This is a genomic window from Streptomyces sp. NPDC002276 (genome assembly GCF_053891435.1).
Genome location: NZ_JBSFCQ010000016.1, coordinates 91,089 through 114,888, shown reverse-complemented (window position 1 = coordinate 114,888; position 23,800 = coordinate 91,089). Strand labels below are relative to the sequence as shown.

Sequence of the window (23,800 nt, the reverse complement as noted above, 5' to 3'; positions counted from 1 at the left end):
AACGTCATCTATAACGGTTAGATCAGAGGAGAGCCTTTCATGACCCTGCACCCCGGCCACGTCGGCCTGAACGTCACCGACCTCGACCGCTCGCTCGCCTTCTACCGGGACGTCCTCGGCTTCGCGGTACTCGCCGAGGGCAAGGAGGACGACGACCACCGGTACGCGTTCCTCGGCGACGGCGGCGACCACCCCGTCCTCACCCTCTGGCAGCAGGCGCGCGGCCCGTACGGCGGCGACCGCGCCGGCCTGCACCACCTCGCGTTCACGGCCGACTCCATCGAGCAGGTCGAGCGCTACGAGGCGGCACTCAAGGCCTACGGCGCCGACTTCGCGTACGAGGGCGTGGTCGCCCACCGCGAGGGCGCGGCCTCCGGCGGCATCTTCTTCCACGACCCGGACGGCACCCGCCTGGAGATCTCCGTGCCGACCGGCGCCGAACACGCCCCCGCCCCGCACACCGAAGCCCCGACCTGCGGCTTCTTCTAGCCATGGCCGCCATGCAGACCTACCACGCCGGATCCCGTGCCGTGCAGGACCGGGCAGGGGTCCGGGACATCGCCGACCACGTCGGCCAGATCATCGGCCAGGGCATCAAACCCGTGGCCGCCGCCTTCCTCGAACTCCAGCCCCTCCTGATCCTCGGCGCCGCCGACCCGACGACGAACCGGGTCTGGGCCTCCCCCCTCACCGGCCCACCCGGTTTCGTACGGGCGACGGGCCCCCACCAGATCTCGGTCACCGGCGCCCCGCGCCCACCCGACCCCCTCACCCCGGCCCTCACCACCGCACGGAACCTCCCGGTCGGCACGATCGCCCTCGACCCCCGCACCCGCCGCCGTATGCGAGTCGACGGCCAACTCCGCACCACGACAAGGGGATTCGCGATCGAAGCGGAGCGGGTGTTCTCCAACTGCCCCAAGTACATCCAGCGCAGAGGGTCGTACGAGACGGTCGCGGACCGCGAGCCGGCACCCGCCCGCCACGGCAGTGAACTGACCTCCACCCAGGCCGAGTTCATCGCGGCGGCCGACACCTTCTTCCTCGCCACCGTCCACGAGCACGGCGCCGACGCCAGCCACCGGGGCGGCAACCCCGGCTTCGTACAAGCGGTTTCACCCCACGAACTGACCTGGCCGGACTACCCGGGCAACGCCATGTTCCTGAGCCTGGGCAACCTCCTGACCGACCCCCGCGCAGGCCTCCTCTTCCTCGACTGGACCACGGGCACGACCCTCCAACTAACCGGCGAGGCAAGAACGGAGTTCGGGGAGGACGGGGAGCGCAGGGTCCGTTTCACCCTCACAGAGGCTGTAGAAACTCCGGGGGCGCTCCCCCTGCGCTGGTCGCCTCCCGAATACTCACCTGCCAACCCAACCCCGGCGCGCTGAGCGCCCCGTCAGGGGCGCGGGGAACTGCGCGACCAGCCACAACGGCGCGCAAGCCGAAAAAATCCACATTGCACCACCCCCACCGAAGCGCCTAGCTTCACCAACGTGCGCAAGAAACTGAGGGTCGCCGCCTACGCCATCTGCGTCCGCGACGGACAGCTCCTGCTAGCCCGCTCGCCAGCGCCGAGCGGTGGCCACGAGTGGGTCCTCCCCGGCGGCGGCATGGACCACGGCGAGCACCCCAACGACACGGTCGTACGCGAGCTGGAGGAGGAGACCGGCTACCACATCGAGGTCACCGGATTCCTCGGCATGGACTCCCTCCACCACGTCATCCCGTGGAGCTACCGACGCAAGGTCGACCACCACGGCCTCCGGCTCGTGTACGAGGCCCGGATCACTGGAGGCGAGCTGCGCGACGAGATCGGCGGCTCCACCGACATGGCCGCCTGGCACCCGCTGGACGACGTGTCGGGCCTGCGCCGCGTCTCGTTGATCGACGTCGCGCTGCGGCTGTGGCGCGAGCGGCCCGCCGTAGGACGGGTCGAACGGGTCCCGGAATAGCTTCAGTACCCCGGCAGATGAACGCTGAGTAGCCGCCTCCCGGCGGCTCGACGAGCGTTCACGAACGCACAGGGGGCGCCAAGATCCACGTACGGTGATCGGCGCTACACGTTGCCGTCTCGTTTACGCGCAGGTCATCCCCGATGCCAAGCATCCAGTACGAGCGGGAAGTTCGCGACCGCGATCGAGAACCGGTCGACGCGAACACCCGCGACCACTGCCGACGCAGTTCGTACTCGGGGAGATCGCGCCATGTCGCGCACACGCTCTGTCGCCAGCTCCGTGCTGGGGGTCAACCGCCGTACCGTCCTCGCCGCCACCGCGGCCGTGTCCGTCTCCGCGGGCGTGGGTTACGCCCTACGGCCCACCGACAGCCAGGCCGCAACCACTGGCGTCGAGGGCACCAATGCTGCCGCCGAGGCGCCCGTGGCGCACTCCCGCGTGGCACCGGCCGCACCCCTGGCCCCGTACACCAAGGGCACCACCCTCGCCACGGTCGCCGCCCCGCGCACCCACTCCGGCTACCGCCGCCTCGGCGACGGCGCCGGCTGGAAGCGCGTCGTGCGCGCCGACCTCGCCGCCGCCAAGTCCGGGCGCGCGGGCCGCCGTACGGCACTCGCGTCGTTCGTGCAGTTCACCGACCTGCACCTGATGGACAGCCAGCATCCGCTGCGCCTGGAGTACCTGCGCTCGACCGACAAGCACGCCTGGCGCCCGCACGAGGCGCTGACCGTGCAGGGCGGGATCTCGCTGGTCGAGCGGGTCAACGCGCTGCGCGGCGCCCCGGTGACCGGCTCCCCGCTGCACTTCGTGATGACCACCGGCGACAACACGGACAACAACGCCAAGTCCGAGCTGGAATGGTTCATGAAGATCATGAGCGGCGGCCGGTTCACCCCCAACACCGGTGACCCGCGCCACTACGAGGGCGTCCAGAACAGCGGCCTCAAGCTGTACTGGCAGCCCGACTCCACGCTGCGCGACGGCGACAAGCTGGTCGGCTTCCCGCACCTCCAGGGCTTCCTGGCCGCCGCGATCCGCGAGGTCCGCAGCCCCGGCCTCAACCTGCCCTGGTACTCGACGGTCGGCAACCACGACGCGCTCCCGCTCGGCTGCTTCGGCTCGCACGCGGACCCGTACCTCACCGAACTCGCCATCGGCGGCAAGAAGTTGATGACCGCGACGGCCGCCGAGGCGAAGAAGCTCCAGAACTCGATCCGGGACGCCAAGGACCCCAAGGGTTCCGGCTACCGCGACTTCCTCAAGGCGCACGCCCGCTCCGCGCGTTCGATCACGCCGGACGAGAAGCGCGCCCCGTACACCTCCGCCGAGTACCTCAAGGCCCACCTCGACCCGGCCTACCAGGGCCTCGGCCCGGTCGGCCACGGCTACTCCTCCGCGAACGTCGACGCGGGCACGCAGTACTACGCGTTCCGTATCGCCGACGACGTGATCGGCATCAGCCTCGACACCACGGACGCGGGCGGCCACTACGAAGGGTCCATCGGGGCAACGCAGTTGAGGTGGCTGGACAAGACGCTGCGCGACAACAAGGACTCGTACGCGGTGATCTTCAGCCACCACACCAGCAAGACGATGGACAACACCCGCCCCGACCCGGCGCACCCCACGGAGCGCCGTTACGAGGGCAACGCGGTCGTCGCGCTCCTCGGCAGCCACCCGAACGTGCTGGCCTGGGTCAACGGCCACATCCACCGCAACGTCATCACCCCGCACTCGGCGCCCGACGGCCGCAGCTTCTGGGAGATCTCCACCGCCTCGCACGTCGACTACCCCCAACTCGCCCGCGTCATCGAGCTGGTGGACAACAAGGACGGCACGCTGTCCCTCTTCACCACGCTCATCGAGTCCGCGGCCCCGCACCGCACCGACTTCTCCGACCTCACCCAGACCGGCCTCGCGGCCCTCTACCGCGAACTGTCGTACAACGCACCGGGATCCAGCGCGGTCCTGGGCGGCGACGCGAAGGACCGCAACACCGAGCTGATCCTCAAGAAGAGCTGAGCCCTTCAGAGAACGGCCGAAACTCACTCAACTGCCGCACAGCGGAGCAACCTTCGCATCGGGCGTCTGTGTCACTCCCCCCGACCGAGCTGAACTGAGCCGGACCGGGCTCAACAGAGGGGGAAGACATGGCAGTTCGTACGGCACTCATGGCCGCGACGGCGGTGGCGCTGTCGGTCGCACTGACGGGACCCGCGCTGGCGGCGGAGCCCGCAGGGAAGGCCGGGAAGGACCACGCGGCGACGCGGGAGGCGCTCCAGGCGGCCGTGCGGGACGGCGTACCCGGCGTGACCGCCACCGTGCGGGACGGCGGCACCACCTGGTCGGCGACGGCGGGAGTCGGCAACCTCCGTACGGGGGCGCCGCGTTCGGCCGACGACCGCTACCGGATCGGCAGCATCACCAAGGCCTTCGTGTCGACGGTGCTGCTCCAACTGGAGGCGGAGGGCCGCCTGTCGCTGGACGACACGGTGGAGAAGTGGCTGCCGGGCGTGGTCCAAGGCAAGGGCAACGACGGCGCGCACATCACTGTCCGCCAGCTCCTGAACCACACCAGCGGCATCTTCAACTACACGGAGGACGACGACTTCGACCGCGTGTACTTCACCAAGGACGGCTTCTTCCAGCACCGTTACGACACGAAGACCCCGGCCGACCTGGTGGCGATCGCCATGTCCCACAAGCCGGACTTCGCGCCGGGCACGTCGTGGCACTACTCCAACACGAACTACGTGCTCGCCGGGATGGTCATCCAGAAGGTCACCGGCCGCTCGTACGCGACGGAGATCCGTGACCGCATCATCAACCCCCTGCACCTGAGGGCGACTTCACTCCCCGGCACGAAGGTGACGGTGCCGAGCCCGAGCAGCCGCGCCTACAGCAAGCTGGCGGAGGAGACGACGGGCCCGACGTACGACGTCACGAAGCTGAACCCGTCCATCGGCTCCTCGGCGGGCGAGATGATCTCCGACTCCGCCGACCTGGACCGCTTCTACGGCGCGTTGCTGGGCGGAAGGCTCCTCCCGGCGAAGCAGCTCAAGGAGATGCAGACGACGGTCCCGGCGGGCGACAGCCCGACCACGCGTTACGGCCTCGGCATCTCCGACATCAAGCTGCCCTGCGGTGTCCATCTCTGGGGCCACGACGGCGGTATCCACGGCTCGTCGTCGGCGGTGGTGGCGACGCCGGACGGCCGCCACTCGCTGGCGTTCAACTTCAACGGGGATTGGTCGGGGGATGCGGGGGCGGTGGTGGTGGGGGAGTTCTGCGGTAAGTAGGGCTTAGCGGGCTTAGCGGGCTCGGCGGGTTTGGCTTGCGTAAGCGGAACGGCGTTCCGTATGGTGTTCCGGAACGCTGTTCCGTTTGCCTGTTTCCTGTCTTCCCGAGGAGAGCCATGCGCTACCGCACACTGGGCCGCACCGGTATCAAGGTCAGCCCCTACTGCCTGGGCACGATGATGTTCGGCGCGATCGGCAACCCCGACCACGACGACTCCGTCCGGATCATCCACAGGGCGCTGGACGCGGGCATCAACTTCGTCGACACCGCCGACGCCTACTCGCGCGGCGAGTCCGAGGAGATCGTCGGCAAGGCGTTGAAGGGCCGCCGCGACAACGTCGTACTGGCCACGAAGGCACACCTCCCGATGGGCGACGACCCCAACGAGCGCGGAAATTCAAGGCGTTGGCTGGTGCGCGCACTGGAGAACTCCCTGCGCCGCCTGGGCACCGACCATGTCGACCTGTTCCAGATCCACCGCCCCGACCCGGACACGGACGTGGAGGAAACGCTCTCCGCCCTCACCGACCTGGTGCGCGCGGGCAAGGTGCGGGCGGTCGGCGCATCCTCCTTCCCGGCCTCGGACATCGTCGAGGCGCAGTGGGTGGCGGAGCGACGCGGCCTGACCCGCTTCCGCACGGAGCAGCCGACGTACTCGATCCTGAACAGGGCCATCGAACGAGAGGTCCTCCCCGTCTGCGAGCGCTACGGCATGGGCACGCTGGTCTACAGCCCCCTGGCGGGCGGCCTCCTGACCGGCCGCTACCGCAAGAACGGCCAGGCGGACACCCACCGCTCGGCCTTCGGCTTCAAACACCTCAGCGACGAACGCCGCCTGGCCACGGTCGAACAACTCATCGCCCTCGCCGAGAAGGCGGGGTTGCCGCTGACCCACCTGGCGATGGCCTTCGCGATCGCCCACCCGGGTGTCACCTCGGCGATCATCGGCCCCCGCACGATGGCCCACCTGGACGACCTGCTGGCCGGCGCGGAGACGGTCCTGCCCGACGAACTCCTCGACCAGATCGACGAGTTGGTCCCGCCCGGCACGGACGTCGGCACGCTCGACATGGCGTACGCCCCACCGGCGATCCAGCGGGCCGCACTGCGGCGCCGGACGCCTGAGGAGCGCACGGCCGCCTGACCGGTGGTTTGCGGATGGGGAGCGTCGAGGCGTGCTCGCCCTGAGCGACCTCTGACGGATCGAGATCGAGATCGAGCCCGTACTCGCGGCACCTCGGTGACAAAGTGCGGGAGCTGCGATTTTTCATGGATGGAAACGGCGAGGCGGAGTAGTCGTGAACCACTCCCAGTGGAAGACCCGGCGGACCGAACTCAACCTGTCACAGGCCGAGTTGGCTCGCAGGGCGGGGATGACCCAGCCACAGATCTCCAACATCGAGGGCGGCGACTCCGTCCCCACCCTGCCCCTGCTCACCCGACTGGCCAAGGCGCTGGACGCTTCGCTGACCATTGATCTGGACGGTGATACGTCAGCCTTCGTCTTCACCGCGCAGGGCGGGCGTTCGTCAGTCGCGTGAGCCCGTCTCGCGGAGGTGGGAGAGGAAAGGTGCCCAGGCGGTCGTGGGGAGGAGCAGTGCGGGGCCGGTGGGGTTCTTGGAGTCGCGGATCGCGATGGCGGTGAGGGTGAGGTGGGCTGCTTCGATGCAGTTCGTGCTCGTGCCGCTGTACGAGGATTTGAACCAGGCGTATTCCGGGGCGAGTTCGAGGGTGGTCGGGTGTGTCGGCATGGGCCTGCTGCTCTCGTTCTGGTGGGTTCGAAAGTCGAGCGGCTCGCGGGGTCGTTCGGCAGTCCGGCAGGGTGGCGCGGAAAATGTGACGCTTGGCGTCGAAGTGTCACGCTTCTGGGGAGGGGGGCCTCTGGGGGAGGCGACTCCGTATCCACTCTCCTCTTGCGCAACTGGCTGGCCAAGACGTTCGTCAGCCGTGTGAGTCCGCCTCGCGGAGGCGGGAGACGAACGGCTCCCAGGCCGTTGCGGGGAGGAGCAGTGCGGGGCCGGTGGGGTTCTTGGAGTCGCGGATCGCGATGGCGGTGGGGGTGGGGACAATGGGCATGGGCCTACAGCTCTCGTGTCAGTCGGTGCAGGAAATCGGCTGTGTCCTCGGGGGGCAACGCTGAAGCCACCATGGAGTCGAACCGGCGTGCAAACCGGTCCACTTCACGGGGTTTGTCGGACGTGGAGAGGGCTCCCCAGGCGTTGTCGACCTGGACTCTCGCCGGGAGTTGATCGCCGAATTCGAGGATCGCGAAGTCGTGCGCGGAGCGGTAGCCCGTCCGGAACGGCAGCACCTGGATGGTGATGTGGTCCCAGGAATTCAGCGTCACCAGTCTTTCGAGTTGCTCGTGCATCACATCGGCGCCGCCCACTGGATACCGTACGGCGGCCTCGCCGAGGATGACGCGAAGCCTGACCGGATCCTCCCGGGTGAGCACCTCCTGGCGCTTCATCCGCAGCTCCACGCTACTGCGGATGAACTCCGAGGTGGTTTCCTCGACGGGCTTGTGCAGTTCAAGTAGCGCCTGTGCGTAGCGCTGCGTCTGGAGCAGGCCGTACACCAGTGTCGGGTGGTACGCCCGCATGCCTCGCGCTTCGGGTTCGAGCCCGACGAAGCCAGGCATTCCGGCGGGCATGATGCCCCGGAACTGGGTCAGCCAGTCCTGCGTCGCCGACTCCCGGTTGAGGTTGATCAGGGACTCGACGACCGCTTCGTCGGCCACGCCGTACCGAGTCAGCAGTTTGCGGAGATCTCCCACGTTTCGGAAGTTGAGGGAGCCGGTCTCGATCCGTTGCAGGGCGGCTTCCGAGATACGCGTTCCCTGGATGGCCTGCTTGCGGGTGAGCCCGCCACCGCGGTCGCCGAGTCTTGCATCCCGCGTGCAGCGCGTGCAGTCGGTTGTGCAGAACTCGGCATGGTCCACTTTCGTCCCCGTTGAATATTCGAGCGGGTTTCGATTGCAGGTCAACCGGCAACCCCGTCACCGTGGTTGGGCACCCCCTCCCGAAAGGACCCCCATGCCCACCCCCGACTGGTCCATGAGCTACCCCATGACCCCGTCGCCTCCGAGCTCGTCGCCAACGCGGTACGGCACGGGCGGCTCCCCGGGCACGAGGTCTGGCCGCGGGTCGCCGTAGACGAAGAAAAGGAATCCGTGCTGACGATCGATGTGTCGGAGCCGGTGCTGGAGTTTCCCGTGGTGAAGCAGGACCCCGGTGGGGAGAGCGGGCGCGGGCTTCTGGTCGTTTCCGGGGTGTCCGAGTCACTTGACCGGTTTCCGCGGGACGACGTCGGCAAGACCGTCCGCGCCCGCCTCGCCACCAATTGACCCTGGGATAACCAACCGGACTCAGACACGAGACGCCGAGTTCATTCATGCGAAATCTCCGTGCCGCCTCATAACGGCTAACCCGCTGTTCACGGGGATGGCTCGATTCATACGCAAGGCGGGTGGTCGTGTGCGCGCTAGACACGAACTGCACGTGCTGTCGGTCTACGAGGGCTTCTTCTCCGGAGGAGCCCGAATCGTCCACAGCGACGTCGTTCTGGGACTGGTGGAGGGCGGCCAGCATCATTCGGTGCTGAGCATCCACGGCGAAGTCCATCGGGAAGCGACCCGGCAGGCCATGGAGAACGATGCCTGCTATCAACAGCTGACCGCGGCCGGGGTCGGCGTCTCCACCCTCGGGCGTAGTTTCGGCGGTGGTGAGGGGCAGGTCAGTACCGGCTTCACCGGACCCGAGCTGGCCGACGCGGCCCGCGCCCTCGCCGGCGCCGACGTCGTCCTGTCGCTCAAGGAGCAGCCGCTCACCCTGCTCAACCAGGGCGGCCTGCCGCGCCGCCCGGTCGTCGTGTGCCTGCACCGTTCGGACCCCGAACACCAGGGTGCCGCCCTCGACGAACTGAAGGCCGCCATCGCCGACGGCAAGGTCGTCGCCTGCGTCTGCTGCGCGGAGTCCACCCGCGACGCCTACCAGGCCGCCGGCATCCCGCCCGAGGTCCTCCACGTCATCCCCAACGGCGTCGATCTGCTGCGCTTCCGGCCCGACCCGGCCCGGCGGCTCGCGTTCCGCGCCTCCCTGGGGATTCCGGACACCGCTCCCGTCGTGGTGTTCGCCGCTCGCTACGCCACGATGAAGAACATCCCGCTCTTCCTCGGCGCCGCCCACGAGTGGCTACGACGCGAACCCGCCGGCCACGTCGTCATGTGCGGCACGGGCATGACCGGCGACAACCAGCCCGCCCTCGCCGCCGACATCGACGCCGCCTTCGGGGCGGAGAGGGAACAACTCGCCTCTCGGCTTCATCTGCTCGGTGTGCGGCGGGACATGGAGACCGTCTACGCCGGGTCGGACGTCGTCGCGCTGACCTCGTCGTTCGGCGAGGCCGCGCCGCTCTGCCTCATCGAGGGGATGATGTGCGGGGCCGTACCCGTCGCCACCGACATCGGCGACAGCGCCTCCATCGTCGCCGGGCACGGCATCATCACACCCCCCGACCCGGACGCCATCGCGTCGGCCTGGACCGAGGCGGTCCTCGGCCGCGCGGAGTTCGCCAAGGCCCACGCCCGCAGCCGCGAACGCTTCAGCCGTACGCGCATGATCGCCTCCTACGCCGCCCTCATCGACGGCCTGCACGCGGGACACACGAGCACCACCGCGGCCCCGCCACCCCTGCCCGAACCCCTGTAGACGGAACATACGAGGAGGGACCACCGACCCCCCGGTGGCCCCTCCTCTCCCCTCCTGATCCCGCCCCGGTCCGTCACTACCGGGGCAGCACCACGACATACGCGGCCGGATCGCGGTCCGCCGCCGCCATCAGTGCCGTACGGACCACCGCCGCCTGCTGCTCAAGCCCGTCACGCAGCTTCCTGGGGGTGATGTGGACGACCGTGATGCCGAGCCGCTCCAGGTGCTCGCGCTTGCGGGCGTACTCCGACCACAGCGCGTCCTCGTCCTGGCGAGGGGCGCGCGTGTCCAGCTCTACGGCGACCGCCTGCTCGGGCCAGTACGCGTCCAGGCCGCCCAGGTGCGGGCCGCCGGGCAGCCGCAGGTCCACGTTCCACACCGGGTCGGGAAGGCCGTACTCGCTCACCATCCGGTAGAGGCGGTCCTCGGCGATCGCGCGGCCCTCCGCCAGCAGCGAGTCCACCGCGTCCACCACGTGCGGGCGGCTCAGCAGCTTCGCGTCGTTCAACTCCCGTACCACCGCGGCCGGTTCGCAGTGCCCGCCGCGTACCGCCTCGGTGAGCATCCGGCGCACCGCGTTCGCGTCCGACAGCCCGGCCACCGCGTCCGCGAGGGCGCGCTGCACCGGGGCCACCGGCACGCCCTTCACCTGCCGCGCGGCGGGCAGCGCCGCCGTACGGACGATGCGGGCGCAGCCCGTGGAACGCAGTCGGCGCATCCGGGGGACCAGGACGTCGATGTGGTCGAGGGAGGCGAGCTGCCCGGCCGACGCGAAGCCGTACAGGACCAGCGCGGCCAGGCCCGTGACCATCGTCTCCGCGTACGTCGGCCGGTGCGGCTGCTCCGCGCCGGGCTGGACCGGGACACCAGCCGTCCGCTCCCGCGCCGCGTACGTCAGCACCGCGTGCAGCCGCTCCTCGCCGGTGGGCGGACCGGAGTGCAGCAGGACGACACCGGGGAGGAACTGCTGCCAGGGGCCGCCGGGCCGGCACTGCTCGTTCACCTCGGCGGCCGGGACACCGTGCGCCCGGAGCTGAGCCGTCGTCAGAACCCGGCGGTGCACCTCGGAGAGGTGGCTGAGGGGGCGGGGGGAGAGGGGGGTGTTGTGGTTCATGCAACGGGGTTTCCCGCGCCGGATCCGCTCCCTAACCGCTGTTACACGCCCGTCGACAAATCCGGACGATATGGCACTAAAGGACAGGCGTTCGGATGCCGAGTAGGCACCGAAAACCCCTGGTCCGGATGGGACGGACCAGGGGTTACGGCTGCGATTACCTGTATTCGGTAACGGTCACGGAGCGACGAATCGCAGGCCAACGATCACCGCCCGGAACGCAGGCCAGCGCTCGCCGCCCGGACGCAGGCCAGCGCTCACCGCCCGGAACGCAGGCCAAGGGTCAGGTCCGTCAGCCCTGATCGCCCCGGCCCTCGTTGTCCGCCTCCTGCGCCCGCAGCGCCCGCGCCAGATCGTCCCGCGACTCCAGCACCAGCCGGCGCAGGGCGGGCGCCGCCCCCTCGTGCGAGGCCAGCCACGCGTCCGTCGCGGCCAGCGTCGCCCGACCGTCCTCGGGCGTCGGGAACGCCGGGAACAGACCCCGCACCACATCCATGCCGATCTGGATCGACCGCTCCGCCCACACCCGCTCGATCGCCGCGAAGTACTTCTCCGTGTACGGCGCCAGCAACTCCCGCTGCGACGGCTGCGCGAAGCCCGCGATCGTCGCCTCGACGAACGCGTTGGACAGCGCGTCCGACTCCACGACCTGCGCCCACGCCTGCGCCTTGACCGCCGCCGAGGGGCGGGCGGCGAGACAGCGGACCTGGTGCCGCTTGCCGGACGCGGTGTCGTCCCGGGCCAGCTCGGCGGCCACCACCGACTCGTCGGCGACCCCGTGCGCGGTCAGCGGCTCCAGGAACGCCCAGCGCAGCTCCTGGTCCACGACCAGGCCCTCGATCTTCTCCGTGCCGTCCAACAAGCCCCGCAACAGCGCCAGTTCCTCCGGCGCCGACGCCACCGACGCGTAGAAACGCGCCCAGGCCAGCTGCTGCTCACTGCCGGGCTCGGCGCCGCGCAGATCCCGCTCCGCGATGTGCGTCAGCATCTCCGCGCCGATCTCGCGCCACCACGGCGGCGAGTAGTTGACCAGCGCCGAGTTCGCCCACGCGTGCAGCATCTGGAGCACACCGATGTCGGTCTCCCGACGCCCGAACTGCATCACCAGGTCGATGAAGTCCGGCGCGAGCAGCAGCGCGTCCCGCGTCATGTTCCACAGCGCCGACCAGCACAGCGCACGCGCCATCGGATCGGTCAGCGCCCCGAGCCGGTCCCGCAGAGTCGCCAACGACACCGCGTCGAAACGGGTCTTGGCGTAGGTCAGGTCCTCGTCGTTGACCAGCACCAGCTCCGGCGCGTCCGCACCCGCCAGCTCCACTACGACCGTGCGCGGACCGTCGACGTCCACCTCGGCGCGTTCGTACCGGACGAGGCGCTTGTTCTCCGTCCGGTAGAGGCCGACGACCACCCGGTGCGGACGGAGTTCAGGGTGCGACCCGGCCGCCTCCTGAAGCACCGTCAGCTCGGCGATCCGGCCGCCCTCCACGTCCAACACCACTTGCGGAGTGAGGGAGTTGACCCCGGCCGTCTGGAGCCACGACCGCGACCAGGACGCCATGTCCCGGCCGCTCGTCTCCTCCAGCACCGACAACAGGTCACCGAGACGCGTGTTGCCGTACGCGTTCCGCTTGAAGTAGCGGCGCGCGCCCTCCAGGAACGCGTCCTGCCCGACGTACGCCACCAACTGCTTCAGTACGGAAGCCCCCTTGGCGTACGTGATGCCGTCGAAGTTGAGCTTCGCGTCCTGGAGGTCGCGGATGTCGGCGGTGATCGGGTGCGTGGAGGGCAACTGGTCCGCGCGATACGCCCACGCCTTGCGGCGGTTGGCGAAACTGATCCACGCGTCGGAGAAACGGGTCGCGCCGACGCTCGCGAACACCCCCATGAAGTCCGCGAAGGACTCCTTCAGCCACAGGTCGTCCCACCACTCCATGGTGACCAGGTCGCCGAACCACATGTGCGCCATCTCGTGCAGGATGACGTTCGCCCGGCTCTCGTACGAAGCCCGCGTCACCTTCCCCCGGAAGATGAACTCCTCGCGGAACGTGACCAGTCCGGGGTTCTCCATCGCGCCCAGGTTGTACTCGGGCACGAACGCCTGGTCGTACTTCCCGAACGGGTACGGGTAGTCGAAGTGGTCGTGGAAGAAGTCAAGACCCTGCTTCGTCACCAGGAACACGTCGTCCGAGTCGAAGTACGGCGCCAGACCCTTGCGGCACATCGCGCCGAGCGGGATCTCCAGCGTCGTACCGTCGTCGAAGGTGCGCGAGTAGGAGTCCGTGACGTAGTGGTACGGGCCCGCGAGGAACGCCGTGATGTACGTCGAGATCGGCTTCGTCTCCGCGAACCGCCATACGCCGTCGGCCAGTTCACCGGCGCCGTTGCTCCACACCGTCCAGCCCTCGGGCGCCCGCACCTCGAAGCGGAACGGCGCCTTGAGGTCCGGCTGCTCGAAGTTGGCGAAGACCCGGCGCGAGTCGGCGGGCTCGTACTGGGTGTAGAGGTAGATCTCGCCGTCCTCGGGGTCGACGAAGCGGTGCATGCCCTCGCCGGTACGCGAGTACGCGCACCGCGCGTCGACGATCAGCTCGTTCTCCGCCGCCAGGTCCTCCAGCTGGATGCGCGAGCCGTCGAAGACCTCGCCCGGATCGAGGTCCTTGCCGTTGAGCGACAGCGCGGTCACGCCCGGTGCGATCAGGTCCGCGAAGCTCGTCGCGCCCGGCTCGGCGCAGCGGAAGCGGAGCGTGGTCACGGAGCGGAACGTACGGGGGCCTTCGCCGCCGGCATCGTCACCCACCGCCGAGCGCAGGTCGAGGGACACGTCGTACCCGTCGACGGACAGCAGTGCGGCCCGCTCCCGGGCCTCGTCGCGGGACAGATTCTCACCGGGCACGGGGGCACTCCCTCGGATGGTGTTCGATCAACGGTGTTCGCAGTGCGGTCAGGGCCGATCCTGCCATGTGCCCCTGACCGCGGGCACCCGGGAATGAGGTGGCGAGGGGCGGTGTTGCGGTGAGGAAACGGCCGTATTCCGAGGAGCGTCATGTCTGAGACCGCCAAGACCCCCGTGGACTTCTGGTTCGACCCGCTGTGCCCCTGGGCCTGGATGACCTCCCGGTGGGTGCTCGAAGTCGAGAAGGTCCGCGACATCGAGGTCCGCTGGCACATCATGAGCCTGGCGGTGCTCAACGAGCCCAAGCTCGACGAACTGCCCGAGGAATACCGCGAGCTGCTCGCCACCAAGGCCTGGAAGCCGATCCGCGTGGTCACCGCCGTCTGGCAGAAGCACGGCGCGGACGCCCTCGGCCCCTTCTACACCGCGCTCGGCACCCGCATCCACAACAACGGCGAGGGCCCGACCGTCGAGGCCATCGCCGGCGCGCTCGCGGACGTCGGCCTGCCCGCCGACCTGATCGACTACGCCGACCAGGAGGACTTCGAGTTCGACGCCGAGCTGCGCGCCTCCCACAAGGAGGGCATCGACAAGGTCGGCCAGGACGTCGGCACCCCCGTCATCGCCGTCCCCGGCCCCGACGGCGAGCAGATCGCCTTCTTCGGCCCGGTCGTCACCCCCGCCCCCAAGGGCGAGGAGGCCGCACGGCTGTGGGACGGGACTGTCGCGGTCGCCTCCGTCCCCGGCTTCTACGAGATCAAGCGCTCGCGCACCAAGGGGCCGGACTTCAGCAACCTGTAGGCAACCTGTAGGCACGGCACCTCGGCAACTTCCGAGCGCAGCGGCGCTCACTCCGGGGCGGCGGCCTTCTCCTCACGGAACTTCTCGGGGAGATCGCCGCCGCCTCGCGCGTTGTACGCCGGCTGGTACCGCACACAGCCCTTGACCGCGCAGCGCCACAGATCACCCACGTAGTGCCGGGGCCCCTTCGCCTCGCGGACGGCCGCCTTCTCGGCGTCGGTCATCTTCTGGAAGTCGTGCCACCCGAGACAGTTCGGGCACCACCGTCGAAGTACCGCCATGAACTCCTCCTCGCCGCACGGGGTGGGACAGGCCGGTAGTACACCGCGAATCGCAGCCGCCCGCCCCCGAAATCACCGGCTCCGCCTGCGCGCCGCCGCCAGACGACCGAGGTGGTCCTCGTATCCCTTCGTGTAGTGCGCGGCTCGTCCGGTGTCCGGTTCGATCACCTCTGTCGGTCGCGTCCAGGCCGTCGTGTCCAGCGGGACCCCATGGCGTTCGGCCGCCGCGAGCACCGCGCCCCGCGCGCCCACCTCGCCCTCGACCACCCGCAACGGGCGGCCCAGGACGTCGGCGAGGAGCCGCATCCAGGCCGGGCTGCGGGTACCGCCGCCGCACACCGCGAGGGAACCCGTCAGGCCCGCCGCCTCCAGACAGTGCCGGGCCGCGTAACCGATGCCCTCGCAGGTCGCCCGGATCAGATCGGCGGGCGTCGACTCCAGGGAGACACCGGTCAGTTCGGCGCGGAGGCGCGGTTCGACGAAGGGCGCGCGCTCACCGGAGGGCGCGAAGTACGGCAGCACCCGCACGCCGTTCGCGCCGGGCGGGGTCGCGGTGAGCAGCGCGTCCACCTCTTCGTGCCGGACGCCCGTCGTCGACAGCACCCAGTCCAGGGCGGCTGTCCCGACCATCGCCGGCATCGCGCGCAACCAGTGCCCGGGGCGGTCGAGCGAGATGTACAGGCCGGCCGGTTCGCCGGAGAGGTCGAGGTTCGTGGTCGCGACGAGACTCGCGAGGCAGGTGCCGACGATGAGGAGACCGTCCCCGGGTTCCGTCACGCCCGCGCCGAGTGCGCAGGCGGGGAGGTCGTACGGGCCGTTCGCGATGCGGGTGCCCGCGGGCAGCCCCTCGCCGCGGGTGGTGGCTGTCGCGATCGGGTCGCTGACCGGGGCCAGCAGGCGCCGACGGCGGGTCAGGCCGAGGAGTTCTACGACACCGTTGTCGTAGGTCCGTGTTTTCGGGTTGAGGAACGGCATCGACGCGTCTGAGACGTCGGTTCCCGCAAGGACTCCCGTGAGTCGCTGGAAGACCATGTCCTTGCAGAACAGGGCATGCGCCGCCGCGTCCAGTGGTTTGGGCTCGTGCGCCTCGAACCAGGCCAGCACCGGGCCTGGGCAGCCCGGGAACATCGCGCTTCCGGTGCGCCGGAACACCGTCTCGAAGGTGCCGTCCGCCAGCCACTGGTCGAGCAGTTCGTGCGCCCGGCCGTCCATCCAGGACACGGCGGGGCGGATGGGGCGGCCAGTTGCGTCGACCAGCCAGACACCGTCGCCTTGGCCGGTTAGGCCAGCCAGTTCTACGGGGTCGCTTGTGGCCGACGTGACGTCGTCGAGTACGGCGACTACCGCGGCGTAGACCTCGTCCATGTCCTGCTCTACGTAGCCGCCGTGCATGGACAGGGCCACCGGGCGGGAGGCTACGGCGAGTTGGTGGCCGGTGGTGTCGAAGGCGGCGGCTTTTACGGTGGAGGTGCCTACGTCGATTCCGATGTACATGGGGCCTCCTGCTGGGTGGTAATGCTCAAGTCGGGCTGAGTTGAAAAGGCGCCGTCGCGCGCACCTCTTTTGGTTCGGTCGCCTACGGGGCGCCTTAAGCCGGTGTCGAGAGCCCCACCGTGCTCGGCGCTGCGCGCCTCCGCGCGCTGGACCTCTCGACACCGGCGCGCCCCTACGGCGCCCTCTCGGCCGGTGGCGTGGGGACAGTGCAAGTGGGTGGGCCCTCACCGGAGTTGGTGGGAAAGAGGCTCTCCTCGCGCCCAGCGGCCCACTTCCTCTGCCGCTATTCGCGCCGCCTTTTCGGCTACGGCGCGGGAGGCGCCGCCCAGGTGAGGGGTGAGGACCAGCCTGTCGGCCAGGCCGAACAGGCGTGATGCGGTGGGTAGTGGCTCGTGGGTGTAGGTGTCGAGGGCCGCTGCCGACACCTGGCCGCTCTCCAGGGCGTCGCACAGTGCCTCCTCGTCCAGGAGGGGGCCCCGCGCGACGTTGACCACGACCGCGCCGGGGCGCAGCAATGCCAGCTCCCGGGGGCCGATCAGGCCGCGGGTCTCGGGGGTCAGGCGGGCGTGCAGGGTGATGACCTGGGAGCGGCGCAGGAGTTCGTCCAGCGTCGCGACGCGCAGTCCGTGGATCTCGCCGTGCACATAAGGGTCGTACACCATCACGCGGGCGCCGAAGGCGCAGAGGACGCGGGCCACGCGGCTGCCGACCGCGCCGTAGCCGACGAGTCCGACCGGCAGGTCCTCCAGTTCCAACCCGCTGTGCTCGTAGGTGTAGTAGGCGGCCCCGGCCTCCCAACTCCCTTGTCCGGCAAGGAGTTCGTGTGCCTGCGGGATACGGCGGAGCACGGCCAGCATCGTCCCCACGGTGAACTCGGCGGTGGCGGCGGCGTTGCGGCCGGGGGCGAAGCACACCCGTACGTCGTGGGTCTTCGCTGCGTCGAGGTTGACGTTGACGGGGCCGCCGCGGCACACCACGACCAGCTGGAGATCGGGGCAGGCGGCCGCGAGGACGCGCTCGGTGACCGGCCCCATCTGGGTGACCAGGACTTGGGCCTGGCGGCTCCGTAAGGCTTTGATCAACTCGTCCTCGGCGTCGCTCGCCTCCTCGACCTCGGCTACCCGCCCGAAGGGTTCAAGGGGCCAGCCGAGTGTCAACTCGCTTACGTTGAAAGGGTGTTCGCGCAGTTCCTCGGAGATCGCGGAAGTGATCAGCGACGGCAGGACGAAATGGTCACCGGCGGCGACGACACGCAGGGTCTCGGTCATCGTGGGGCTCCCTCCCTCTTTGCCACGATGAACGGGGAATGCCGAATGCGTAACCCCTGTGGGAGGTCCGGATGATGTTCGAGGGTGACGGTGGGGCGTGGCTGGGCATCGACCTGGGCACGCAGAGCGTCCGCGCGCTGCTGGTCACTGGCGACGGGCGGGTCCTCGGCGCCGGCACCGCCCCGCTGACCGGCCACCGGGACGGAGTGCGGCACGAGCAGGACCCGGGGGAGTGGTGGGAGGCGGTGTGCGTCGCGGCCAGGGTTGCCTTGACGGGGCAGGAGGCAGCGGGCGTACGGCTCGACGGGCTCGCGGTGTGCGGCACCTCGGGGACTGTGCTGCTGACGGACAGCGCGGGGTGTCCGCTGACGCCGGGGGTGATGTACGACGACGGGCGCGCGGTGGAGGAGGCGGCGCGGGTGGGCATGCAGCCGAGTTGGGCGCTGCCGAAGGTGTTGTGGTTGGTGGAGGCCTATGGGAGGGGGAGAATCACCCATCAACCCGACGTCATCACCGCCCGGTTGACGGGTGGGAGGGGGATGGTGGTCCCGACCGACTCCAGTCATGCCCTCAAGACGGGCTACGACGCGGAGGGGGAGGTCTGGCCGTCCCAACTGGCTTACCTGGGTGACGTGTTGCCGGAGGTGGTCCGGCCCGGTGCTCGGTTGGGGGAGGTGTGTCGGGCCGCCGCCGAAGCTACGGGGATTCCCGTCGGTACGCCGGTCATCGCCGGGATGACGGACGGCTGCGCGGCCCAGATCGCCTCGGGGGCGTTGTACGAGGGCTCCTGGAACTCGGTGCTCGGCACCACGCTGGTCCTCAAGGGGGCGTCCGCGAGGCCCGTCCGGGACAGTGCCGGGGTGGTCTACAACCACCGTGCGCCGGACGGGAGTTGGCTGCCGGGCGGGGCGTCGAGCGTGGGGGCGGGAGCGTTGGCGGCGGGGGTGGATCCGGTGGAGATGGACAGGCGGGCTGCCGAGTACGAACCGTCGGGTGCGCTTGCCTATCCCCTCACCTCGCCCGGCGAGCGGTTCCCCTTTCTCGCCCCGGAGGCCACCGCCCTCACGCTCGGTACTCCGGCTTCGGAGGCGGACGGCTGGGCGGCGGTGCTTCAGGGAGTGGCGTTCACCGAGCGCCTGTGCCTCGACTACCTGCACCAGTTGGGCGCTCCGATAGACGGGCCGCTCACCTTCACGGGCGGCGCGGCCCGCAGCGCGTACTGGAACCAGCTCCGCGCCGACGTCCTCGGACGCCCGGCCCGAGTGCCGGAACAGATCGAACCGGCCCTGGGGATGGCGGTGTTGGCGGTCCATGGAACGACCGGGACTCCGCTCGCGGAGGCGGCCGAGCGCATGGTCCGCATCCGCACGGTCCTCGAACCCGATCCCGCCCGCACGGAGCGTTTCATGGAGCCGTACGCCCGTCTCGTGGCCGAACTGGAGTCACGGGGCTGGCTGCCCGCACCGGTCGCGGCACACGCCCTCGACCGGCTGAACCTGGAGACCGACGCCTCATGACCACCACCCTTCTCCTGGCCCGCCACGGCCAGACCGTCTGGCACGCCGAGAACCGCTACGCCGGCATCAGCGACGTCGCCCTGACGGACACGGGCGTCACCCAGGCGGAGGCCCTCGGCCGCTGGGCCGCCGCGCATCCGGTCGACGCGATCTGGACGTCCCCGCTGTCCCGAGCCGTCCTCACGGCGGCCCCCGCCGCCCGAGCCCTGCACATCACTCCGCACACCGAACCGGCCCTGACCGAATGCGACTTCGGGGTGATGGAGGGCCGTACGCTCGCAGAGTTCGCGGCGGAGAATCGGGAGGCGGCGGATGCCTTCCGGGCCGACCCGGTGGCGTATCCGTTCCCGGAGTCGGAGGACCCGACGGCAGCGGCAACGCGCGGCGCGGCCGCTGTGCACCGCATCGCCGCCGCGCACTCCGGCGGGCGTGTCCTGGTCGTCGCCCACAACACCTTGCTGCGTTTGGTTCTGTGTCGATTGCTGTCGATTCCGCTCGGTGAATACCGGCGCGTTTTTCCCATGCTGCGGAACGCGGCTGTGTCCGAAATTCGCATGGGGCGGGGGGAGAGCGCTCTGCTGTCGCTCAACGTGCCTTGTGTGTAAGGGGCATACTCTGTTCGTTTGTTGACTGCCCAAGGGGCAGTTGATGGTGAGTGCTTGAATTTTCCTTTACTGAAGTGAGGTCAACTCACGGCTTGATTCGGCCAGTTCGTTCCTGTTGGTAAATGGTTGACATGAAGTAATCCCGTGAGGTTCGATCACCCGGCTGTAAGGAACCTGTGAGTACGGGGTGGGGGACATGGGGTGGACTGGGGTGCGCCGTTCTGTCGGCGCGAGGGGGTGCGTCAGGCGTGCGATGCGCGGCCGGGGTCTGCTGGTCACATCTGCTCTGATCGTGCAGGTGCTGGGAGTTGGCGCCACGCACGCGGTTGCCGCGGATGCTCGGGGCGTTTCGCCGACGAACGTCGGTGCCGACGGCCTGTCTCCCGAAGCGTCCGCCTCGCAGAAGGCCGCCGAGTCCGGCTCGCCCGTCGAGGTGAGTGAGGAAACGACCCCTACGCAACTGGTGACGGCTCAGCCGGATGGCACCTTCACGGCCGAGTTCGATCCGGGCCCGGTGCGGGTGAAGCAGGGGTCCGGGTGGGTGCCCGTCGACACGGCCCTGGAGATAACGCCTTCAGGTGAGTTGGCGCCGAAGGCGGCTGCGGCGGACATCACCTTTTCCCGGGGTGGTTCGAGTTCTCCCCTCGCGACGATCTCGCAGGGCGGCAAGACGTACAGCGTCAGTTCGCCGTGGAAGCTGCCGGTGCCCACGCTGTCCGGTTCCACTGCCACTTACTCGGATGTCATGTCCGGGACAGACCTGGTCGTGCAGGCCACGCCGGACGGCTTCAGCGAGAACCTCGTGGTGAAGTCCCGGGCTGCGGCGCAGACCGCGGATCTGTCGAGTATCCGCTTCCCCGTTTCGGCCGACGGTCTCTCCGCGTATGACACACATACCGGTGGAGCGGCGCTCCTGGATGATCACGGGCGGTCCGTCTTCACCACGGGCAACGCGGTGATGTACGACTCGTCGACGGCGACCGGGCCGAGTGCCGGCGCGGGCTCGAAGGCGGCGCACGCCGTCACGGAGACGTCGGTCAAGGCCGCGGACGTGGACCGGAATGTGTTGGACGGCCCTGCTCCCGGGGCCAAGGCGACGGTCATGGACGTGACTGTCTCGGACGACGCACTGACCCTGAAGCCGGACCAGTCGTTCCTCGACGACCCCGACACCACCTACCCCGTGGTGCTGGACCCCCAGACGACGAGCGCCTCGTTGTCGGGGTGGACGACGGTGTGGTCGAGCGCGACGGGGACGTCCTTCTGGAAGACCTCGCATGCTCTGGGTGTCGGTTACGACGCATGGGTGGACAACAAGAAGGCCCGCTCGCTGTACCAGTTCGACACGCACGCTCTGGGCCACAAGACGATTCTGGCGGCGTCCTTCACCCCGTTGGAGGTGTGGTCGGCGAACTGCACCGACAAGCCGGTCGAGTTGTGGCGTACCGGTTCGATCTCGTCGTCGACGACGTGGGCGACCCCGCTCTCCTGGTGGTCGCGCGTCGACACCGTGACGACCGCCAAGGGCTACTCCTCCTCCTGCCCGGGCGACAACGTGGAGTTCGACGCAACGGACGCGGTCAAGTACACCGCGGGACAGGCGACGGCGACCACCACGCTAGGCCTGCGGGCCAGCGACGAGGGTGACGCGGTCGCCTGGAAGCAGTTCGCCTCACCGTCGGATCAGAAGCCCAAGTTGTCGGTGACCTTCGTGTCCAAGCCCAGTACCCCGACTGCTGTGAAGATGTCCAGCCCGAACCTTGCCTGTGCCTCGACCCAGGCCACCGCTGTCGCCATCTCGGACAAGACCCCCACGCTCACGGCAGCGCCGAAGTCCGCGGATGGTTCGCAGTCGACCCTGCGGCCGAACTTCGAGGTGTACAAGTACGACGCGAACACCACCGATCCGTCGGCCGGTTCGGGCAGTCCGTCCGCGTGGACGACTTCCGGGACGGCGGGGACCTGGACGACCGGGACCTTGACCGACGGGCAGACGTACTGGTTCCGCGCCCGAACCCAGTACAAGTACTCCTTCAACGGCACGACCAGGTACATGTACTCGGGCTGGTCCTCCGGGTGCTGGTTCAAAATCGACTCGACGAAGCCCGTGCCTCCGGACATCGACTCGTCGGCGTACGGGGAATGCGCCGCCCCGGACACACCAGACGTGTGCACACCCTATGACGGAGTGGGTGTGCCCGGCTCGTTCACCTTCAAGGCCAACGGGGCGTCCGACGTCGTCAAGTACACGTACCAGCTGAACGACAACCCGGTGCGGACCAAGACGTTCACAACGGCCACCACCAGTTTCACCCAGACCCTCGTTCCCGACGTACGCGGAGTGAACTCCCTCACCGTCCAGACCTGGGACTCGGCCGGGAACTCGTCGCGGAGCTACACATACTTCTTCAAGGTCGCGCCGGGCGCCGGGCCGGTCGGCAAGTGGTCGATGGACGAGGGCACCGGTACCACGGCGGCCGACTCCGTCGGAGGCAAGGGCGCCGGTCTCGCCGGCGGAGCGACCTGGTCAGGCAAGGCGCGGTTGGGCAAGGCGTTGCAGGGCGACGGGACTTCGGCCTACGCGGCCACAACGTCCTCGGCGCTGGACACGACCAAGAGCTTCACCGTCTCCGCCTGGGCCAGGCTGACGGGCACCTCCCACAACGCTGTCGCCGTCGCCCAGTCCGGCGTCAATGGTTCGGCGTTCGCCCTGTACTACTCGACGGCATACCAGGCATGGATCTTCAACCGGTACACCTCCGACTCCGCGTCGCCGACGATCGTCCGCTCGATCTCGACCATGACTCCCGAAGCCGGCGTCTGGACTCATCTGATGGGTGTGTACGACGCGCAGCAACAGACCATCCAACTGTCCGTCAACGGTGTACCTCAGGGTGATCCGGTCGCCTTCACCACCCCCTGGCAGGCGACCGGTGGACTACAGATGGCGCGGGGTCAGGCGGGCGCCGCCTTCACCGACTACTTCCCGGGTCAGATCGACGAGGTGACCACCTGGAACCGGATCCTGTCCGATGAGGAGATCGCCGACCTTGAGGCGATGGCCGACGCGACCAGCGGTCAGGCACAGCCCGCCCTCGCCGCGGAGTGGGGTCTGGACGAGACCTCGGGTACCAGCGCCTCCGACTCCTCCGGATACGGCCATGCCGCCACCGTCGCAGCCGGCGGCAGCTGGACCGACGACATCGACGGCGGCAGGGGCAACGTCCTTTCCCTCAACGGGACTTCCGCGGCCAACGCCACCGCCGCCGGTCCGATCGTGGACTCCCAGGGCGACTTCACGGTGGCGGCCTGGGCCAGACTCGACGCGACGGCGCTGGCCGACACCTCCGTGGCCCACCACATGAGGATCGCCACTCAATCCGGTGGTGTACGCGACTCGTGGGGCCTGTGGTACGACCAGGCCGCGGGTTCCACACAGGGCATGTGGGTCTTCGGCCGGACCACCGCGGACGCCACCACGGGAACCGTCGTCAAGGTTCCGGCCGACATCGCCTCGGCCCAACTGGTCGATCCGGGCGAATGGACGTTCCTGACGGGCGTCTACGACGGTGCCCACCATCAGCTGTTCCTCTACGTCAACGGCAATCGCCAGGGAGCCCAGGGCGACACCGACACGGAGAACGACACCGGCGACGGCATCGTCTTCGACGCCCCCTGGCAGGCCACCGGGACCTTCAACATCGGTCGCGGACGCATCAGTACGGGTGTGTACAGCGACTACGCCGACAGCCTCGTGGACGACGTACGGGTGTGGACGGGCGTCACGTCCGACACCGCCATTGACCAGATGTACGTCAACGAACTGCCTCAGCCGCTGTAGCGGCCGACGGGCCGCACAA

20 protein-coding genes and 1 pseudogene are annotated in these 23,800 nt (G+C 69.2%); 13 read left to right on the top strand and 8 right to left on the bottom strand.

Translation table 11 applies throughout. From position 1 onward, the window contains the following. The first annotated feature begins 39 nt into the window (after positions 1-39). From ACWIHT_RS34035 to ACWIHT_RS34005, 7 genes and pseudogenes are all read left to right on the top strand, one after another. Positions 40-489 (top strand): VOC family protein, encoded by a 450-nt coding sequence (locus ACWIHT_RS34035; RefSeq protein WP_456172156.1) that lies wholly within the window; start codon positions 40-42, stop codon positions 487-489. 11 nt (positions 490-500) lie between these two features. Beyond that, positions 501-1,391, top strand: coding sequence for a pyridoxamine 5'-phosphate oxidase family protein (locus ACWIHT_RS34030; protein ID WP_456172260.1), 891 nt, complete (start codon positions 501-503; stop codon positions 1,389-1,391). Positions 1,392-1,496: 105 nt separating this feature from the next. Next, complete coding sequence (locus ACWIHT_RS34025) at positions 1,497-1,955, top strand: NUDIX hydrolase (protein ID WP_456172155.1); 459 nt, start codon at positions 1,497-1,499, stop codon at positions 1,953-1,955. Between the two features lie 252 nt (positions 1,956-2,207). Beyond that, entirely contained in the window at positions 2,208-3,980 is a 1,773-nt protein-coding gene (locus ACWIHT_RS34020) for a TIGR03767 family metallophosphoesterase (RefSeq protein ID WP_456172154.1), read from the top strand. A gap of 128 nt (positions 3,981-4,108) precedes the next feature. Beyond that, positions 4,109-5,257 carry a serine hydrolase domain-containing protein gene (locus ACWIHT_RS34015; RefSeq protein ID WP_456172153.1) on the top strand — a complete coding sequence of 383 codons (1,149 nt, stop codon included), beginning with the start codon at positions 4,109-4,111 and terminating at the stop codon, positions 5,255-5,257. Between the two features lie 116 nt (positions 5,258-5,373). Next, complete coding sequence (locus tag ACWIHT_RS34010) at positions 5,374-6,402, top strand: aldo/keto reductase (protein ID WP_456172152.1); 1,029 nt, start codon at positions 5,374-5,376, stop codon at positions 6,400-6,402. A 178-nt stretch (positions 6,403-6,580) separates the two neighbouring features. Next, positions 6,581-6,799, top strand: a pseudogene (locus ACWIHT_RS34005) (helix-turn-helix transcriptional regulator); the annotation flags it as partial. Here the strand turns inward: ACWIHT_RS34005 and ACWIHT_RS34000 are convergent. From ACWIHT_RS34000 to ACWIHT_RS33990, 3 genes are all read right to left on the bottom strand, one after another. Continuing rightward, complete coding sequence (locus ACWIHT_RS34000; protein WP_456172151.1) at positions 6,788-7,009, bottom strand: DUF397 domain-containing protein; 222 nt, start codon at positions 7,007-7,009, stop codon at positions 6,788-6,790. The pseudogene ACWIHT_RS34005 and the gene ACWIHT_RS34000 sit on opposite strands and share 12 nt — an antisense overlap. A 190-nt stretch (positions 7,010-7,199) precedes the next feature. After that, positions 7,200-7,334, bottom strand: a complete 135-nt coding sequence (locus tag ACWIHT_RS33995; RefSeq protein ID WP_456172150.1) for a DUF397 domain-containing protein — start codon at positions 7,332-7,334, stop codon at positions 7,200-7,202. Positions 7,335-7,338: 4 nt separating this feature from the next. Continuing rightward, complete coding sequence (locus tag ACWIHT_RS33990; RefSeq protein ID WP_456172149.1) at positions 7,339-8,199, bottom strand: helix-turn-helix domain-containing protein; 861 nt, start codon at positions 8,197-8,199, stop codon at positions 7,339-7,341. Positions 8,200-8,265: 66 nt separating this feature from the next. On the opposite strand from ACWIHT_RS33990, the gene ACWIHT_RS33985 reads away from it, so the two are divergent. After that, positions 8,266-8,604 (top strand): ATP-binding protein, encoded by a 339-nt coding sequence (locus ACWIHT_RS33985; protein ID WP_456172148.1) that lies wholly within the window; start codon positions 8,266-8,268, stop codon positions 8,602-8,604. A gap of 154 nt (positions 8,605-8,758) precedes the next feature. Continuing rightward, complete coding sequence (locus tag ACWIHT_RS33980) at positions 8,759-9,967, top strand: glycosyltransferase family 4 protein (protein WP_456172259.1); 1,209 nt, start codon at positions 8,759-8,761, stop codon at positions 9,965-9,967. A gap of 76 nt (positions 9,968-10,043) precedes the next feature. Here ACWIHT_RS33980 and ACWIHT_RS33975 read toward each other — a convergent pair whose 3' ends face one another. Then, entirely contained in the window at positions 10,044-11,081 is a 1,038-nt protein-coding gene (locus ACWIHT_RS33975) for a hypothetical protein (RefSeq protein ID WP_456172147.1), read from the bottom strand. A gap of 292 nt (positions 11,082-11,373) precedes the next feature. Further along, positions 11,374-13,974 (bottom strand): aminopeptidase N, encoded by a 2,601-nt coding sequence (pepN, locus tag ACWIHT_RS33970; protein ID WP_456172146.1) that lies wholly within the window; start codon positions 13,972-13,974, stop codon positions 11,374-11,376. A gap of 150 nt (positions 13,975-14,124) precedes the next feature. On the opposite strand from pepN, the gene ACWIHT_RS33965 reads away from it, so the two are divergent. Then, positions 14,125-14,775 (top strand): mycothiol-dependent nitroreductase Rv2466c family protein, encoded by a 651-nt coding sequence (locus ACWIHT_RS33965; protein WP_200715928.1) that lies wholly within the window; start codon positions 14,125-14,127, stop codon positions 14,773-14,775. A 47-nt stretch (positions 14,776-14,822) separates the two neighbouring features. Here the strand turns inward: ACWIHT_RS33965 and ACWIHT_RS33960 are convergent, their stop codons facing one another. The 3 genes from ACWIHT_RS33960 to ACWIHT_RS33950 form a co-directional block, all read right to left on the bottom strand. Beyond that, entirely contained in the window at positions 14,823-15,056 is a 234-nt protein-coding gene (locus ACWIHT_RS33960) for a hypothetical protein (RefSeq protein WP_456172145.1), read from the bottom strand. Between the two features lie 72 nt (positions 15,057-15,128). Beyond that, positions 15,129-16,550, bottom strand: coding sequence for an FGGY family carbohydrate kinase (locus ACWIHT_RS33955; protein ID WP_456172144.1), 1,422 nt, complete (start codon positions 16,548-16,550; stop codon positions 15,129-15,131). Positions 16,551-16,774: 224 nt separating this feature from the next. Then, complete coding sequence (locus tag ACWIHT_RS33950; RefSeq protein ID WP_456172143.1) at positions 16,775-17,818, bottom strand: 2-hydroxyacid dehydrogenase; 1,044 nt, start codon at positions 17,816-17,818, stop codon at positions 16,775-16,777. 71 nt (positions 17,819-17,889) lie between these two features. On the opposite strand from ACWIHT_RS33950, the gene ACWIHT_RS33945 reads away from it, so the two are divergent. From ACWIHT_RS33945 to ACWIHT_RS33935, 3 genes are all read left to right on the top strand, one after another. After that, positions 17,890-19,335, top strand: coding sequence for an FGGY-family carbohydrate kinase (locus tag ACWIHT_RS33945; protein ID WP_456172142.1), 1,446 nt, complete (start codon positions 17,890-17,892; stop codon positions 19,333-19,335). After that, positions 19,332-19,940: a histidine phosphatase family protein gene (locus tag ACWIHT_RS33940; RefSeq protein WP_456172141.1), complete on the top strand. Its 609-nt coding sequence runs from the start codon at positions 19,332-19,334 to the stop codon at positions 19,938-19,940. The genes ACWIHT_RS33945 and ACWIHT_RS33940 overlap by 4 nt, the downstream gene beginning before the upstream one ends. 253 nt (positions 19,941-20,193) lie before the next feature. Further along, positions 20,194-23,781, top strand: coding sequence for a LamG-like jellyroll fold domain-containing protein (locus tag ACWIHT_RS33935; protein WP_456172140.1), 3,588 nt, complete (start codon positions 20,194-20,196; stop codon positions 23,779-23,781). Positions 23,782-23,800 lie beyond the last annotated feature (19 nt).

Coding starts and splice junctions, on each gene's coding strand:
- ACWIHT_RS34035 (WP_456172156.1), top strand. CDS start 40: ATGACCCTGCACCCCGGCCACGTCGGCCTGAACGTCACCGACCTCGAC.
- ACWIHT_RS34030 (WP_456172260.1), top strand. CDS start 501: ATGCAGACCTACCACGCCGGATCCCGTGCCGTGCAGGACCGGGCAGGG.
- ACWIHT_RS34020 (WP_456172154.1), top strand. CDS start 2,208: ATGTCGCGCACACGCTCTGTCGCCAGCTCCGTGCTGGGGGTCAACCGC.
- ACWIHT_RS34015 (WP_456172153.1), top strand. CDS start 4,109: ATGGCAGTTCGTACGGCACTCATGGCCGCGACGGCGGTGGCGCTGTCG.
- ACWIHT_RS34010 (WP_456172152.1), top strand. CDS start 5,374: ATGCGCTACCGCACACTGGGCCGCACCGGTATCAAGGTCAGCCCCTAC.
- ACWIHT_RS34000 (WP_456172151.1), bottom strand. CDS start 7,009: ATGCCGACACACCCGACCACCCTCGAACTCGCCCCGGAATACGCCTGG.
- ACWIHT_RS33995 (WP_456172150.1), bottom strand. CDS start 7,334: ATGCCCATTGTCCCCACCCCCACCGCCATCGCGATCCGCGACTCCAAG.
- ACWIHT_RS33975 (WP_456172147.1), bottom strand. CDS start 11,081: ATGAACCACAACACCCCCCTCTCCCCCCGCCCCCTCAGCCACCTCTCC.
- ACWIHT_RS33965 (WP_200715928.1), top strand. CDS start 14,125: ATGTCTGAGACCGCCAAGACCCCCGTGGACTTCTGGTTCGACCCGCTG.
- ACWIHT_RS33960 (WP_456172145.1), bottom strand. CDS start 15,056: ATGGCGGTACTTCGACGGTGGTGCCCGAACTGTCTCGGGTGGCACGAC.
- ACWIHT_RS33955 (WP_456172144.1), bottom strand. CDS start 16,550: ATGTACATCGGAATCGACGTAGGCACCTCCACCGTAAAAGCCGCCGCC.
- ACWIHT_RS33950 (WP_456172143.1), bottom strand. CDS start 17,818: ATGACCGAGACCCTGCGTGTCGTCGCCGCCGGTGACCATTTCGTCCTG.
- ACWIHT_RS33945 (WP_456172142.1), top strand. CDS start 17,890: ATGATGTTCGAGGGTGACGGTGGGGCGTGGCTGGGCATCGACCTGGGC.
- ACWIHT_RS33940 (WP_456172141.1), top strand. CDS start 19,332: ATGACCACCACCCTTCTCCTGGCCCGCCACGGCCAGACCGTCTGGCAC.
- ACWIHT_RS33935 (WP_456172140.1), top strand. CDS start 20,194: ATGCGCGGCCGGGGTCTGCTGGTCACATCTGCTCTGATCGTGCAGGTG.